Origin of the sequence: Agromyces sp. H66, assembly GCF_004959775.1 — a bacterium.
Classification (GTDB): Bacteria; Actinomycetota; Actinomycetes; order Actinomycetales; family Microbacteriaceae; genus Agromyces.
Map to the genome: position 1 here is coordinate 104,059 of NZ_SJZG01000004.1, position 13,973 is coordinate 118,031.

15 protein-coding genes are annotated in these 13,973 nt (G+C 71.0%); 9 read left to right on the forward strand and 6 right to left on the reverse strand.

Translation table 11 applies throughout. From position 1 onward, the window contains the following. Position 1: 1 nt before the first annotated feature. On the reverse strand, positions 2–619 hold the full coding sequence (locus EZM51_RS08615; protein ID WP_136707857.1) for a 3'-5' exonuclease: 618 nt from the start codon (positions 617–619) through the stop codon (positions 2–4). Positions 620–685: 66 nt separating this feature from the next. Between EZM51_RS08615 and EZM51_RS08620 the strand changes: the two genes are divergently transcribed. Next, complete coding sequence (locus tag EZM51_RS08620; RefSeq protein WP_248305545.1) at positions 686–1,474, forward strand: class I SAM-dependent methyltransferase; 789 nt, start codon at positions 686–688, stop codon at positions 1,472–1,474. 70 nt (positions 1,475–1,544) lie between these two features. Next, positions 1,545–2,519 carry a DMT family transporter gene (locus tag EZM51_RS08625; protein ID WP_136707858.1) on the forward strand — a complete coding sequence of 325 codons (975 nt, stop codon included), beginning with the start codon at positions 1,545–1,547 and terminating at the stop codon, positions 2,517–2,519. Here EZM51_RS08625 and EZM51_RS08630 read toward each other — a convergent pair. Then, positions 2,460–3,128, reverse strand: a complete 669-nt coding sequence (locus EZM51_RS08630; RefSeq protein WP_211195873.1) for an alpha/beta hydrolase — start codon at positions 3,126–3,128, stop codon at positions 2,460–2,462. The two genes, EZM51_RS08625 and EZM51_RS08630, sit on opposite strands and share 60 nt — an antisense overlap. A 306-nt stretch (positions 3,129–3,434) precedes the next feature. Between EZM51_RS08630 and ychF the strand changes: the two genes are divergently transcribed. Continuing rightward, positions 3,435–4,508, forward strand: a complete 1,074-nt coding sequence (ychF, locus tag EZM51_RS08635) for a redox-regulated ATPase YchF (RefSeq protein WP_136707859.1) — start codon at positions 3,435–3,437, stop codon at positions 4,506–4,508. Next, positions 4,501–4,860, forward strand: coding sequence for a zinc ribbon domain-containing protein YjdM (locus EZM51_RS08640; RefSeq protein WP_136707860.1), 360 nt, complete (start codon positions 4,501–4,503; stop codon positions 4,858–4,860). Before ychF ends, EZM51_RS08640 begins: the two co-directional genes overlap by 8 nt. Before the next feature lie 125 nt (positions 4,861–4,985). Here EZM51_RS08640 and EZM51_RS08645 read toward each other — a convergent pair whose 3' ends face one another. Genes EZM51_RS08645 through EZM51_RS08655 form a run of 3 tightly spaced genes read right to left on the reverse strand, consistent with a single transcriptional unit; the run spans position 4,986 to position 9,483 of the window. After that, positions 4,986–8,762, reverse strand: a complete 3,777-nt coding sequence (locus tag EZM51_RS08645; RefSeq protein WP_136707861.1) for a hypothetical protein — start codon at positions 8,760–8,762, stop codon at positions 4,986–4,988. After that, positions 8,759–9,007 (reverse strand): helix-turn-helix transcriptional regulator, encoded by a 249-nt coding sequence (locus EZM51_RS08650; RefSeq protein WP_136707862.1) that lies wholly within the window; start codon positions 9,005–9,007, stop codon positions 8,759–8,761. Before EZM51_RS08650 ends, EZM51_RS08645 begins: the two co-directional genes overlap by 4 nt. Then, positions 9,007–9,483 (reverse strand): DUF2975 domain-containing protein, encoded by a 477-nt coding sequence (locus EZM51_RS08655; protein ID WP_169053842.1) that lies wholly within the window; start codon positions 9,481–9,483, stop codon positions 9,007–9,009. Before EZM51_RS08655 ends, EZM51_RS08650 begins: the two co-directional genes overlap by 1 nt. 159 nt (positions 9,484–9,642) lie before the next feature. Here EZM51_RS08655 and EZM51_RS08660 point away from each other — a divergent pair, with 159 nt between their 5' ends. The 4 genes from EZM51_RS08660 (at position 9,643) to EZM51_RS08675 (ending at position 12,329) form a co-directional block, all read left to right on the forward strand. Continuing rightward, positions 9,643–9,867: a plasmid stabilization protein gene (locus EZM51_RS08660; RefSeq protein WP_136707864.1), complete on the forward strand. Its 225-nt coding sequence runs from the start codon at positions 9,643–9,645 to the stop codon at positions 9,865–9,867. Next, positions 9,864–10,286, forward strand: coding sequence for a type II toxin-antitoxin system VapC family toxin (locus EZM51_RS08665; RefSeq protein ID WP_136707865.1), 423 nt, complete (start codon positions 9,864–9,866; stop codon positions 10,284–10,286). The genes EZM51_RS08660 and EZM51_RS08665 overlap by 4 nt, the downstream gene beginning before the upstream one ends. Before the next feature lie 92 nt (positions 10,287–10,378). After that, positions 10,379–10,960 carry a sigma-70 family RNA polymerase sigma factor gene (locus EZM51_RS08670; protein WP_248305546.1) on the forward strand — a complete coding sequence of 194 codons (582 nt, stop codon included), beginning with the start codon at positions 10,379–10,381 and terminating at the stop codon, positions 10,958–10,960. A gap of 76 nt (positions 10,961–11,036) precedes the next feature. After that, positions 11,037–12,329, forward strand: a complete 1,293-nt coding sequence (locus tag EZM51_RS08675) for a hypothetical protein (RefSeq protein WP_136707866.1) — start codon at positions 11,037–11,039, stop codon at positions 12,327–12,329. 14 nt (positions 12,330–12,343) lie between these two features. Here the strand turns inward: EZM51_RS08675 and EZM51_RS08680 are convergent, their stop codons facing one another. Beyond that, entirely contained in the window at positions 12,344–12,931 is a 588-nt protein-coding gene (locus EZM51_RS08680) for a 1-acyl-sn-glycerol-3-phosphate acyltransferase (RefSeq protein ID WP_136707867.1), read from the reverse strand. A gap of 81 nt (positions 12,932–13,012) precedes the next feature. Between EZM51_RS08680 and EZM51_RS08685 the strand changes: the two genes are divergently transcribed. Then, complete coding sequence (locus EZM51_RS08685; RefSeq protein WP_136707868.1) at positions 13,013–13,945, forward strand: DNA-formamidopyrimidine glycosylase family protein; 933 nt, start codon at positions 13,013–13,015, stop codon at positions 13,943–13,945. The last annotated feature ends 28 nt before the right edge of the window (positions 13,946–13,973 follow it).

A 13,973-nucleotide genomic window follows, 5' to 3' on the forward strand; every position in this document is an offset into this window, starting at 1 on the left:
GCTACTGCAACGCCATGGGGCCGTGCGCGGTGCGCTGTTCGCGCGTCGCGATGGGGCCGATGGCGCCGATCTGCACCCGCGTGACGTGCGCGAGGCGCTCGAGGTCGTCGGCCTCGTGCCGCTTCGCGGCGTGCACGATGATCGCGGCGCACGCCTCGGCGTCGGCGAGCGCGTCGTGGTGCGAGAATCCCTCGAACCCGGCGGCCATCGCCGCGACCGGCAGGCGGTACGAGTCGAGGTGGTACGTGCGGCGGGCGACCTGCAGGCTGCACAGCGAGCGGAAGTCGGGCACCTCGAGCCCGAAGGCGGCGGTCGTCTTCGCGATGACGCCCATGTCGAAACCGGCGTTGTGGGCCACGAGCACGTCGCTTCCGGCGAACTCGCGCAGGGCGGGCAGGTGCACGTCCCAGCCGGGGGCATCGGCCACCATCTCGGGCGTGATGCCGTGGATGCGGATGTTCCACTCCGAGAACTCGTTGTGCGGGAACGGCGGTCGGATGTACCAGTGCTCCCGATCGACGACGCGACCGTCGCGCACCTTCACGAGGCCGACGGAGCACGCGGACGCACCCGACGAGTTGGCTGTTTCGAAGTCGATCGCGGTGAAGTCCACTGGCACGTGAGCATCGTCGCACGCGGCGCCGACAGTTGACGGATGCCCCGCCGCGGGCGTGGAATGGGCGGCGTGGATGCCGAGCCTCTGAACCGCGGTCCCGACGGCGTCGTGGTCGACCCGAGCGATCCCGCGACGGTGCAGGTCGCCCGCTCGTTCGGCGCCGCGGCATCCGTGTACCACCGGTCGCGACCCGGGTACCCGGTCGAGGCCATCGCGTGGCTCGTCGGCGACGCCGAGCGGGTGCTCGACCTCGGCGCGGGCACGGGCAAGCTCACGGAGGCGCTCGTCGCGCTCGACCGCGACGTGATCGCCGTCGACCCCGTCGAGGAGATGCTCGACGAGCTCGAGGTCGCCGTGCCGGGCGTGCCGCGCATCCTCGGCACGGCGGAGGACATCCCGATCGAGGACGACTGGGTCGACGCGGTGGTGGCGGGGCAGGCGTGGCACTGGTTCCAGCCCGATCGGGCGGTGCCCGAGATCGCCCGGGTGCTGCGGCCGGGCGGAGTGCTCGGCCTGGTCTGGAACAGCCGCGACATCCGCTCGGATTGGCTCAGGCAGGCGGGCGCCATCATGCACGAGGGCCACGACGCGAGCGCGACCTTCGAGGGGTACGTGCGGATCGGCCCGCCGTTCGGCCCGATCGAGGAGCACACGGTGGAGTGGACCGAGCGGATGTCGCGGGCCCGGTTCCTCGACCTCGTGCGATCGCGCAGCTACTACATCACCGCGACCCCTGCTGAGCGGGCCGCGACCATGGCGGCGCTCGAGACGCTGCTCGACACGCATCCCGACGTCGCGGGCGCGGCGGAGCTCGCGGTGCCGTACGTCACGCACTGCTTCCGGGCGCGGCTGCCATAGCCGCGCGGGCGGAGGCAGCCCATCGGATGCCGCGTCGGCCGCCGCCTCGGCGACGACGTAGGCTTGTCCGGTGAAACGCGGCCGGGTGTACCTCTTCCTGGCGCTCGCCAACCTGTTCTGGGCGGGCAACTACGTCTTCGGCGAGATGGTGACGCGCGAGATCTCGCCGATCTCGCTCACGTTCTTCCGCTGGGTGTTCGCGTTCCTGCCGTTGATCGCGCTCGCCTGGCTCATCGAGCGTCCGAACTGGCGTGCCGCGCTGCGCGAGTGGAAGCTGCATCTGCTGCAGTCGGTGCTCGGGCTCACCGGTTACACGCTGTTCCTGTACGCCGCGCTCGGGTTCACGGGTGCCGTGAACGCGGCCGTCATCAGCGCCATCAACCCCGCAGTCATCGCGCTCGGCGCGGCGATCTTCCTGCGCGAACACCTCAACCGCGTGCAGGTGACGGGACTCGTCGTCGCGTTCGTGGGCGTGACGGTGGTGCTCACGGGCGGCGACCTCGGCCAGCTCGTCGCGCAGGGCTTCGGCGTCGGCGACCTGCTCGTCATCGCCTCCGTGCTCGCGTGGGCGGTGTACTCGCTCATCTCTCGCCGCCTCGCCACTCCGCCCATCACGGCGACGGCCGTGCAGAGCGTGTTCGCGGTCGTGACCATGCTGCCCGTCATCGCGTTCACCGGCGTCTCGCTGCCGTCGAGCGCCGCCGGTGCGCTCGGCCTCGCGTATATCGTGATCTTCCCGTCGATGGCGGGCTACGCGCTCTGGAACATCGGGGCCTCGAAGGTCGGCCCGTCGCGAGCGGGCACCTTCCTCAACCTGCTGCCGGTGTTCACGGTCGTCATCGCGCTCGCGCTCGGGGCGACGCTGGAACTGCCGGCGCTCATCGGCGGCGCGGTCGTCATCGCGGGCGTCTACCTCACGCTGCACCAGCGCCGCGCGGACCCGTCGGCATCCCCGGGGCCAGCTCGCGGCGGCCTCCCCGCCGCGTCAGGCACGCGGCTCGTCGGCGACTCGATCGAGCCAGTCCCGAACGAGCGCCCCGAATAGCCTCGGCCGCTCGAACTGCAGGTTGTGACCGGCCACGTCGAGTACCGCGAAGGATGCCGCGGGGTAGTGCTCGACGAGGTCCCACTGGTCGAGGTATCCCACGATCCAGTCCTGTCGCCCGGCGACGATGAGGGTCGGTGCCGCGAACGGCTCGTCGCGCTCGATCGGCTCGTCGAGCGCGTAGGCGGACCGGATGCGGGCGATCGTCGCCGCGGCGCCGGCGGCGAGGCCTGGCGCGACGTCGGCCCGGAAGCTCGCGAGGGTGTCAGCCGATTCGATGACCGCCACGTCGGTGAACTCGGAGGCCTCGGCGGGGTCGAGGGCGGCGATGAGCTCGGGGTCGGGGCGTCGCACCGTGCGCGGGGGTAGCGCACGGCCGGATGCCTCGGCGACGACCATGGGGCAGATGAGCGCGAGCCCGAGCACCTGGTCGCGTCGGCGCTGCACGAGCGCGCGCGCAAGATATCCGCCGTAGGACTCGCCGACGAGGAGGAACGGCTCGTCGCCGATGGCCTCGTCGACGAACGCGTCGACGCGGTCGAGCACGTCGCGGGTGCTCGAGACGGCGTCGCCCGGCGAGGCGTCGAGCCACGGAAGGTCGGGGTAGATGCGCCGGANGGGTGCTCGAGACGGCGTCGCCCGGCGAGGCGTCGAGCCACGGAAGGTCGGGGTAGATGCGCCGGATCGGCTCGTCGCGGTCGAAGACCGGCTCGAGGCATCCGGTCATCACGTGATGGTCGACGGGGAACCCGTGCAGGGAGAGGAGGGGGAGGCCGGAGCCGTGTTCGATCGCGTTGAGGGCGGGAGCAGTCACGACCTCGAACGTAGCGGGCGGCGCCGACATCGCCGCCGGCCGCGGCCGGCGATCGGTGCGCGGTCGGGGCCGCGACCGGCCGGGCGGTACGATAGACCCCCGTGGCTCTCACCATCGGAATCGTCGGTCTCCCGAACGTCGGCAAGTCGACCCTCTTCAACGCGCTGACCAAGAACCAGGTGCTCGCGGCGAACTACCCGTTCGCGACGATCGAACCGAACATCGGCGTGGTGAACCTGCCCGACCCGAGGCTCAAGACCCTCGCCGAGATCTTCGGCTCCGAGCGGATCCTTCCCGCGGCGGTGTCGTTCGTCGACATCGCCGGCATCGTGCGCGGCGCCTCGGAGGGCGAGGGCCTCGGCAACAAGTTCCTCGCGAACATCCGCGAGGCCGACGCCATCGCGCAGGTCGTGCGCGGCTTCGAGGACTCCGACGTGGTGCACGTCGAGGGCACCGTCGACCCCAAGGCCGACATGGAGACCATCAACACCGAGCTGATCCTCGCCGACCTCGAGACCCTCGAGCGCGCCATCCCGCGCTTCGAGAAGGAGGTCAAGGGCAAGAAGCTCGACCCGTCGGTGCTCGCCGCGGCGAAGGAGGCGCAGGAGGTGCTGCAGAAGGGCACGCCGCTGTCTGCGGCATCCGTCGACCTCGAGCCCGTCAAGGAGCTCGGCCTGCTCACCGCGAAGCCCTTCATCTACGTATTCAACGTCGACGAGGCGGTGCTGACGGATGCCGCTCGCAAGGCCGAGCTCGCAGCGCTCGTCGCGCCCGCCGAGGCGGTCTTCCTCGACGCGAAGATCGAGTCGGAGCTGATCGACCTCGATCCAGAGGATGCCGCGGAACTGCTCGCGTCGACCGGACAGGACGAGTCGGGCCTCGACCAACTCGCGCGCGTCGGCTTCGACACCCTCGGGCTGCAGACCTACCTCACGGCCGGCCCGAAGGAGGCTCGCGCGTGGACCATCCACAAGGGCTGGAAGGCCCCGCAGGCGGCCGGTGTGATCCACACCGACTTCGAGCGCGGCTTCATCAAGGCCGAGGTCATCTCGTTCGAGGACCTCGTCGCCACCGGCTCGGTCGCCGAGGCCCGCGCCAAGGGCAAGGCCCGCATGGAGGGCAAGGACTACGTCATGCAGGACGGCGACGTGGTGGAGTTCCGGTTCAATGTCTGACGCGCTGCCCGCCTGCCCCGAGTGCCACGAGTCGTACACCTACGAGCAGGGCGCACTGCTTATGTGCCCGATGTGCGGACATGAATGGTCCGCGGCGGTGGAGGAGACCGGGACGGATGCGCCGTCCTCGATCAGGGATTCCGTCGGCAACGTGCTCGCCGACGGTGACACCGTCACGGTCGTGAAGGACCTGAAGGTCAAGGGCGCCGGCGGCGGCGTCGTGAAGGTCGGCACGAAGGTTCGCGGCATCCGCCTCATCTCGGACGGCGTGGGCGATCACGACATCGACGCGACCGTTCCCGGGTTCGGGCGGATGCAACTGAAGTCCAGCGTCGTCAAGAAGTCGGTCTGACGGCGTCGACCTCGACGATTGCCGACGACCCGCGGACCTGATCGCGTCGCTCGGATCGTCTGCGGGAGCTCAAGGGAGCGACCGCGATCACGGGGACGGCGCCGGCGTCGCTCCGATCGATGCGATCACCGCAGGTCGCGCAGCCGTGCCGCGATTCCCAGGTCGGCCCCCGCCCTGCGTTCGGACGTGACAGCGATGATGAGCAGTACTGCGCCGACCACCGCGAGCGTGATCCACCATGGCATCGATTGGATGCCGCGGCCGATCTGCACGGCGAAGACGACGACGTTCTCGATCGGGAGCACGATGATGCCGCTGAGGAACGGTGCGGCGAGTCTCCGGACCGAGCCGACGAGGATCGCGGCGAGCGCGAACAGGATCACGAGGATCGCACGCCACGTTTGCGGATCGGTGAAGGTCGCCGTGATCGACGCGGAGAACAACACCACGAGCCCTGGTGCCAGCAGCGACCATGATCCGCGCCATCCGCCCGGCCAGCCCGTGAGCGTACGTGCGCCATCGAACCCGGCATAACCTCGCCAGAGCGCGACCGTCCCTGCCGCGAGCAGGAACAGCCCGAGCGGTAACGAGAACCACTCGACACGGAGTTCTCGTGGGCTCCATGCGACCACTGCGGTCACGAACGCGATCGCGAACGCGAACCACACGGGTGGCAGGTTCGTTCGGCCGGCCACCGACCGCACGGCGGCGAGCAGCATGAACGCGAGCGCGCCGAGCATGAGCGCCCACATCGACCAGATCTCCGGCCACTCGGTCCGGATCGCCGGCCACGCCGCGGCCGTGACGTAGACGAGGGCGGGCGCGGCCAGCCACCGCGACCGCGCGAGCGCCGAACCGTCGGCCGCGTTCGCGATCAGTCCGCGCGCGCCGAGGGCGGCTGCGGTGCCGCCGATCGCGCCGACGCCCGCGCAGACGAGCACGAGCGGGGAATCGGCGAGTGGAGCGACATCCTGCCCCATTCCGAAACGCACTCCCTGCACCGCCCCGGCGGCGCCCGTGATGATCGCGACCGCGAAGGCGGCCGGACGGAGCGCCCGGAGTCGTTCGGCGAGCTTCGACGTGCCACGACCGACGAGCGAGCCGACCACCACGAGCAGCCACGCCGCGGCGAGCAGGCCCGCACTGCGAGCCGTGGACGCGGAGGAATCCGATCCGACCATCGCTCCGAGCGAGGGCAGCACCGCGATGAGCAGACCGGATGCCACGAGCGGCACCGCGCGTGCGCCGCGAGCGGTGAGGAGGCCGCCGACGAGCGCCGCGCCGAGCCCAGGCGGCACCAGGTACGCCTCGATCGTGTGGACGCCGACGAGACCCCACACGCTCCAGAGGGCTCCCGTGAAGCTTGCGGCCGCGAGCCACCAGCCGAGGCGCCGGCGCTGCACGACGGCCATGGCCGCAGCGCCCAGCCCGAGCAGGACGAGCACGACGAGCATGGTCTCGAGACCCGCGGCCGTTCGGACGAGGGAGAGCAGCACCGCGATCGCGCCCGTCGCGAACGCCGACCATTCGATCGCGATCCGTGCAGCGCGCGCCGCCGCGGGATCGAGCCCGTGTCGCGCGAGCGCACCGCGGAGCGCGTCGCCGGCGGGCAGCACTCCCGCGACGAGCACGGCGATCATGGGCAACACGACGGGCGACGCGCTCATGGCGAGCAGCTCGGCGCCGAGGCAGACCGCGACGACGGCGGCGCTCGGCACGATGAGCGCCGCTGCGGACGTACGCAGGGCGATGCCGAGTCCGGGCCGGCGCGTGACGAGCAGCGCCGTCGCGAGCAGGAGCATGAGACCCGTCGAGAGCGCGGTCCAGCCGCTGCGTTCGAACACGACCTGGACGACGCCGATGCCGAACGGGACGGCGGCGACCGCGAGGATCACCCACCACGTCCGCGGGCCCACCTGCGGCAGGAAGGTCGCCACGATCGCGACGAGCAGGCCGACGGCCGTCGTGACGCACCACTGCGCGATGCCCTCGAGCGCGGTGGTGCCGAGCACGGTCGCGACGACGGACAACGCGTACGCGAAGCCTGCGCCCACGTAGAGGAATCGGACGGTCGTCGGCATCGCGCGAGCGATCGCGGCGAGCGCGATGAGCACCGCGATCCCCGCCCACGGCTGCATGCGCGGGTCGCTGCTGGCGAGCATGGCCGCGACGACGACCGCTCCGTGCGCCCCGCCTGCGAAGGAACCCCGCACCAGGCTCGACGCGCGGGCAGCGGGCACCAGCGCGGAGGACGCCGCGGCGACCAGCGCGAGTCCGAGTGCGATCGCGATCTGCGCGGCGAGTGGCAGCCCGGGTGCGCAGGCGACCACGATCCAGGCCAGCATGCCGAGCCACGCGGCCGTGGTGCCGAGCGCGACCGCGGGAGACACCCGGGCCGGCGCCCCCGGCGCGGCGATCGGAGCCGCGGGTGCGGCGGCGTCGGGCACAGCCCGCGCGGACGAACGTCGCGATATCGCCGCGACGGCCGCGAACCCGATGGTGGCGGCAGCGAGGCCGGTTGCGATCGCGACGGCGTCGCCGGTGTCGGCCAGGATGCCTCCGACCGCGCTCGTGACGGCCGTACCGACGATCGTGCGGAGAAGCAGATCGGCCGCGATGAACGCGAGCACCGCCGTGGGCACCGAGGCCGCCGCGAGGGCGCCGCCCGTGAACGCCCGAACGGCGATCCCGGGCAGTCTCGGAGCGACGGCCCACATCGCGGCGAGGCCGGCTGCCGCGGCGCCGGTGCAGACCGCGGTCGCCCAGAACAGGGTCACGACGTCGCCGATTCCGGTGAGCGGCAGCACCGCGATCGCGACGATTCCGGTGGACCCGGCGAGTGCGCTCCAGAATCGTCCCGCAGGGTGGCGGGCCGACAGCGTGCCGAGCACCGCAATCGCCGCGAACACCCCAGCGACCGTGAGCCAGAAACCGGTGCTCGAGCCGGCATCGAGCAGCGGCAGCGGCACGATCGCGGAGAAGACCGCGATGAGCTGGATCGCCGTGAGCGTGCCCTGCTCTGCGACCAGGCGACCATCGAACCGACGCGAGACCCACCGTGCGAACCCGACGAGGGCGGAGGCGGCGCCCGCTGCGCCGAGGTATCCGACGACGGCAGTCGCGACGGTGCCTCCGGCGGCGCCGAGCATCGCGGGCACCGTCGCGAGGGCGACGAGGGACCCCCAGAGCCAGATGCGGACGCGGGCCGCGAGCGCGAGACCCGCCATACCGGTGCCGCCGACGAACGTCGCGACGGCCGCCGTCAGCCATGCGTTCGCAAGACCTGCCGAGGAGTCGATAATGGCGGACACGTCGAGCGCACCGAACACGAGTCCGAGCCCCCCGACGGCCTCGGCGGAGAATGCCAGCCCATGCCGGGAAAGCCACCACGCCCCGGCCAGGAACACGACCGTGATGCCCGCGACGATCGTGCTGCGAACGGCATGATCGGTGAGATCGGGGTTGAAGTACGTGAAGACCACCGCCGCGACCGCCAGCAGTCCAGCGCCCGTGACCGCGAGCACCGACTGCACGGTCGCGTTCGAGCCGGCAGAGCTCGACGCGGGTACGGTCCGCGGTGACGGTTGCGGCGGTCGCGACGACGGGGGTGCACCGGGAGGGGATGTCTCGGGCGCCGGCTTCGCGGGCACGGATGCCTCGTCGAGTGCCGCCGTCGGCACCCGGTCGATCATCTCCTGGCGCCGGCGGATGGCCGACGCGGCCCGCTCGGAAGCGGCCAGCAGCGCCGATCCGAGATCGGCGTCGATGTGCGCGCCGCAGGTCGGGCAGCGTCCATCACGGATGCGGTCGCGTCCGCAGACCGGGCACGCGGTCGCGTCGAGCAGGTACGCGACGGCGGCTTCGCTCCAACCGCGGGAGACCGGAGCTGTCGGGAGCGTCATCGCGTCGCCTCCGTCGTGTCGAGCGCTGCGCCATCCGTTTCGTCGGGCACCCAGCGCAGGATGTCACCGGGCTGGCATTCGAGCACGCGGCAGATCGCGTCGAGCGTGGAGAAGCGGATGGCCTTCGCCCTGCCGTTCTTCAGCACCGAGACGTTCACGGGCGTGATCTCGATCGCCGCCGCGAACTCGGCGACCGACATCCTGCGCTTGGCGAGTTCCACGTCGAGGTCGATGACGATCGGCATCAGACCACCTCGGAGAGGTCCTGCTGGAGCTGTGCCGCGTTCCTCAGCAGTCCGCGCAGCACGATGACGAGGAAGGAGAGCCCCGAGCCGACCACGACGCCGAGCGACCCGAGCAGCATGATCGACGGGTTGCCGACGCCGGCGGACGCGAGGATCGCGAACGCGACGACGATCAGCAGGGTCGCGACGACGATCGAACCGAGGATCACGTCGACCCACCTGAATGCGTCGGTGCTGAAGATGTTCTGCTCGCCGACCATCGACAGCAGTCGCCACACGCAGACGTTGACCACCTGGATGCACAGCAGGAAGAGGTCGGCGATCACGATGCCGGGCACGACGAGGTCGGCGAACTCGGGGTAGGTGCGCGCCATGCCCTGGGCCGTCGGCGGCACGAGGAAGAGCTGGCATGCGAGGATCAGCAGGATCATCGCGGCGAGGAGCGTCTTCAGGATCAGGATGGTCGGCCGTTGCATGCGCGTCCTATCGATAGTCGGTAGACATCTATCGAGAAACGATACACACCTCGCGGTGGACTGCGAAAGTGTCCACGGATGTCCCGGAGGAGTCGTGAGCATCCTCAAACGCCCCTGCTAGCATTGCTAGCATGCATGCTGGCACACACAGGGAGAGCAATGGGCACGATCACGGTGCGGAACCTCGACGACGCCGTGCAGCAGCGCCTTCGTGAGCGCGCCGCCGCGCACGGGCGCTCGATGGAGGCGGAGGTGCGCGAGATCCTGACGAGCGCCGTCGGCCGGGTCGACTTCGTGCGCGATTGGCTGGAGATCGCGGTGGAGTACCGAGGGCTCGAGCTTCCCGAGCCGTCGCGAAGCCTGCCGCGGCGGGTCGACCTGTGATCGTGCTCGACACGAACGTGCTGTCGGAGCCGATGCGCAGCTCACCCGACGCCGGAGTCCTCGAGTGGCTGCGACGGCTCGATGAGCCCACCATGATCACCGCGATCACCGTCGGCGAACTCCTCGACGGAGCATCCAGGCTGGATCCGGGTCGACGTCGAGATGGGCTCATCATGGCGATCGAGCAGGTCATCGAGGCGCACCGCGGCAGCGTGCTCTCGTACGACGATCGCGCGGCCCGCGTGTACGCCCGGTTGCAGGCGAAGCGACGCGCGGCGGGCCGCCCGCTCAGTGTCGAGGATGGCATGATCGCGGCGATCTGCGTCGTCGTCGGTGCCCGCCTCGCGACCCGGAACACCCGTGATTTCGATGGCCTGGGGGTCGAACTGGTCGACCCATGGAGGACCGGCGACGATTGAGGACGGCTCGGCCCTTCGGGGTCGGGCACGTGGCATCCATGAATCCGGTGGAACACCTGCAAGACTCGCCCACGTCGCGACACAAACAGGTCGTGACGACCGCCAGCACCGACGCCGCAGACTTCGACACGACCAAGGAGCCGCCGATGCCCGAGGCCGCCGACGCGGCATCCGATCGCCGCGACGACGACCTCGCGTGGTTCACCATTGTCGTGCGCGAGCACTCGACCGCGCTCGTGCGGTATTTCGCGCGGCGAGGGCCGCGGCAGGACGCCGAGGATCTCGCTGCCGACGTGTTCGCCACCGCGTGGCGACGTCGCGTCGACGTGCCGCGCGAGGCCGTGCTGCCGTGGCTGTACCGCACGGCCGGATTCACCCTCGCCAACCATCGGCGCAAGCTCGTCGACCTGCCCGTCGACGAGGTGCCCGAGCAGGGCGAGCGGCGCGTCGCCGAGGATCCCGAGCTGAGCGCGCTGTTCGACGACGAGCTGCGCGGCGCACTCATGAGCGTCGGCGAACGCGACCGGCGCATCCTGCTCCTGCACGCGTGGGAGGGCCTCGACGGCGAGGCGCTCGCCGAGGCGCTCGGCATCTCGAGGTCGGGTGCGGATGCCGCGCTCTCGCGTGCCCGCAAGCGCCTGCGTGAGGCGTGGGGCGAGCGGATGTCGTTCTGATCCACGCCGACTGCAAGGTTCCGCGCTCGTGGCACACATGCATGGGTGAGACCGGATGTCACGGAGGGTGATCGACATGAACGACGAGCAGCACGACCCAGTTGAGCGCTTGCGTGCCGCCGACCCCGCGGCCGACATCGAGCCACGCGACGGATTCGCCGACGAAGTCGTGGCGCGAGCGGCTGCCGACGCCGTCCGAGGCAGCGGCGGTTCGCCGGTGACCGATCTGGGCACCGAACGCGCCCGTCGGCGCCCCGGCTGGCTGCAGGTCGCGGCGGTCGCCGCCTCGCTCGTGGTCGTCGGTGCGGCCGGCTACGGCATCGGCTCGGCGAACGGGTCGTCGACGAACGTCGCCGACGGCGCGGCGCCGCCCATCTCGCTGCAGAGCGGTGCGGACGCCGGAATCGCCGAGCAGGGCGTGATGCCCGAGCCGGCGACGGGGGACGCGAAGCTGTCGGCACCCGACGGGCGAAGCATGTTCGCGCCCTACGGTGGGGGCCGCAACCACTTCAGCGCGTCGGGTCTCTCGACCTCGGACACCGCGGCGGCGGCCTACGGGTTCGATGCGCGTGCGGCATCCGGTACCGACGCCATCGCGGCGCTCGCCGCGGCGCTCGGCGTCGAAGGGACGCCGCAACTGTCGTTCGGAACATGGACCGTCGGACCGCAGGACGGCACCGGCCCGTCGCTCGGCGTATCGATCGACGGCATGTCGGGATTCTGGTACTCGGATCCGCGGATCAACCCGTGGCAGTGCGCCGATGCCGCGGAGAGCTGCGAGCCGACCGGCACGCCGCCGAGCGAGGATGTCGCGATCGACGCCCTGCGGTCGCTCATCTCGTCGACCGGCCGAGACCCGGGGGCGTACGAGTTCACATCGGAGATGTGGGAGGGATCGCCGACGCGGATGGCGCAGGCATGGCTCGTGGTCGACGGCCAGCGCATCGACCAGGCGTGGACCGCCGAAGTCTCCGACGCCGGGCTGTTCAGCGTCTCAGGCGCGCTCGCAGAGATCGTGCCGCTCGGCGACTACCCGGTCGTGAGCGAGCAGGAGGCGTTCGAGCGGCTCTCCGACCCGCGATTCAGCGCGCAGATGACGACGCTGCCCATCGCGATGCGGGACATGCCCGTCGCGACGGAGGAGTGGACGCCGCCGACCGAGCCGCCCGCCGCACCGACTGCCGGTACCGCAGTCTCGTGGCCGGTGAACGAGGTCGAGATCGTCGACGCGCGACTCGGGCTTGCCAGCCAATGGCAGCCCGACGGCAGTGTGCTGGTCGTGCCGGCGTACGAGTTCACCGACGCCGAGGGCGGCACCTGGTCGGTCATCGCGGTCGCCGAATCGAAGCTCGACTTCGCGACGGAGTAGACCCTGAGTGAGCGTCAGTCGCTCGGCGCGCCGCCGGCGTGCTCGTCGCGCAGGCGAGGCTCGACGCGCCGCTCGGGTCGCAAGCCGGCCTTGTCGGCGTAGAACGCGCGGATGCGGTCCATGTCCGCGGCGACGTCGCCGGTGAGCTCGAACGTCGGGCCGAGGCCCGTGGTCATCGTGGTTCGATCCACGAAACCGAGCGTGACCGGCATGCCCGTCTCGCGGGCGATGCGGTAGAAGCCCGACTTCCAGTACTCGTGCGGCCCTCTCGTGCCGTCGGGCGTCACGACGAGGCCGAACACCTCGCCGGCCTTCACGCGCTCGACGACCTCGCCGACGACGCGGCCCGGGTCGGAGCGATCCACGGGGATGCCGCCGAGCCGACGCATGATGGATTCGCGCCATCCGGCGAACAGGCTCTTCTTGCCGAGCCAGCGCACGTCGATGCCGAGCCGCCAGGCGATGGCGAGCATGATCACGAAGTCCCAGTTCGAGGTGTGCGGCGCGCCGATGATCACCGTCGGGCGGTTGGGCGCCGGCTCGCCGACGAGGCGCCAGCGACTGCACGCCCAGAAGACACGGGACATGAGTCGTCGGAGCATGTCGCCACCGTACGCCACGGTGCTGCATGCAGCATGGGATCGACGGGATCGCGTGTCGGTCGTGTGTGCCATGCTGGCGTCATGCCGGAATCGCCTGAGGTGCAGGCGCTCGCCGACGAACTCGGCGAGCGGCTCCGCGGCCGTGCGATCACCGAGGTCGACGTCGTCGAGTTCCGCACGACCAAGACGCGAGCGCGACCGCCTGCCGGCCTGGTCGGCGAGCAGGTGACGGAGGTCGCGCGCCGGGGCAAGCTCCTCGACGTCGCCGTGGGTGCATCCCAGCACCTCGTCGTGTCCCTCGGCCGGCACGGCTGGGCGCGATGGCGTGACGAGGGTGCCGGAGGCGAGGGCGTCCGAGACGCGGATGCCCCGAGCGACGCGGATGCCGCGGAGCCCGCCGGGCACGAGACATCCGCCGAACCGCCGCCGCCGACGCTCGTGGCGTTCGGCTTCGATGACGGCAGCACCCTCGAACTGACCGACAAGGGGAGTTGGGTGTCGCTCGGCTGCTGGGTGGTCGACGATCCCGCCGAGGTGCCGGCCGTCGCCAAGCTCGGGCCCGATCCCGCCGACCCGGCGTTCTCGAGGGCGGACCTCGATCGGGTCGTCGTCGGCCGCCGCAAGCAGCTGAAGGCGGTGCTGCAAGACCAGGCGTCGCTCGCCGGTATCGGCAACGCGTACTCCGACGAGATCCTGCATGCGGCGCGGCTGTCGCCGGTGGTGCACGCGTCGGCGCTGAGCGACGCCGAGCGCGAACGCCTGTTCGAGGCGACGGTCGGCGTCATCTCCGCGGCGATCGCGGCACGGCATGGCGTTCCGATCGATCGGCTCAAGGAGGCCAAGGTCGCCGCGATGCGCGTGCACGGGCGCGTGGGGGAACCGTGTCCTCGTTGCGGCGACACCATCCGCGACTTCGCGTTCGCGAGCACGACCGCGCAGTACTGCCCGACGTGTCAGACCGGCGGCGAACTCCTTCCGGAGCCATCCGACGGGTCACCGTCGCGCGGCGAGTGAGCCGGAGTCGCGGACGCGGCGAACGAGC

What these genes read in the sequence shown, in the direction of transcription:
- EZM51_RS08655 (WP_169053842.1), bottom strand. Translation starts at nt 9,483, where the DNA reads ATGCAACGGCCGACCATCCTGATCCTGAAGACGCTCCTCGCCGCGATG.
- EZM51_RS08640 (WP_136707860.1), top strand. Translation starts at nt 4,501, where the DNA reads ATGTCTGACGCGCTGCCCGCCTGCCCCGAGTGCCACGAGTCGTACACC.
- EZM51_RS08660 (WP_136707864.1), top strand. Translation starts at nt 9,643, where the DNA reads ATGGGCACGATCACGGTGCGGAACCTCGACGACGCCGTGCAGCAGCGC.
- EZM51_RS08680 (WP_136707867.1), bottom strand. Translation starts at nt 12,931, where the DNA reads ATGCTCCGACGACTCATGTCCCGTGTCTTCTGGGCGTGCAGTCGCTGG.
- EZM51_RS08650 (WP_136707862.1), bottom strand. Translation starts at nt 9,007, where the DNA reads ATGCCGATCGTCATCGACCTCGACGTGGAACTCGCCAAGCGCAGGATG.
- EZM51_RS08675 (WP_136707866.1), top strand. Translation starts at nt 11,037, where the DNA reads ATGAACGACGAGCAGCACGACCCAGTTGAGCGCTTGCGTGCCGCCGAC.
- EZM51_RS08645 (WP_136707861.1), bottom strand. Translation starts at nt 8,762, where the DNA reads ATGACGCTCCCGACAGCTCCGGTCTCCCGCGGTTGGAGCGAAGCCGCC.
- EZM51_RS08685 (WP_136707868.1), top strand. Translation starts at nt 13,013, where the DNA reads ATGCCGGAATCGCCTGAGGTGCAGGCGCTCGCCGACGAACTCGGCGAG.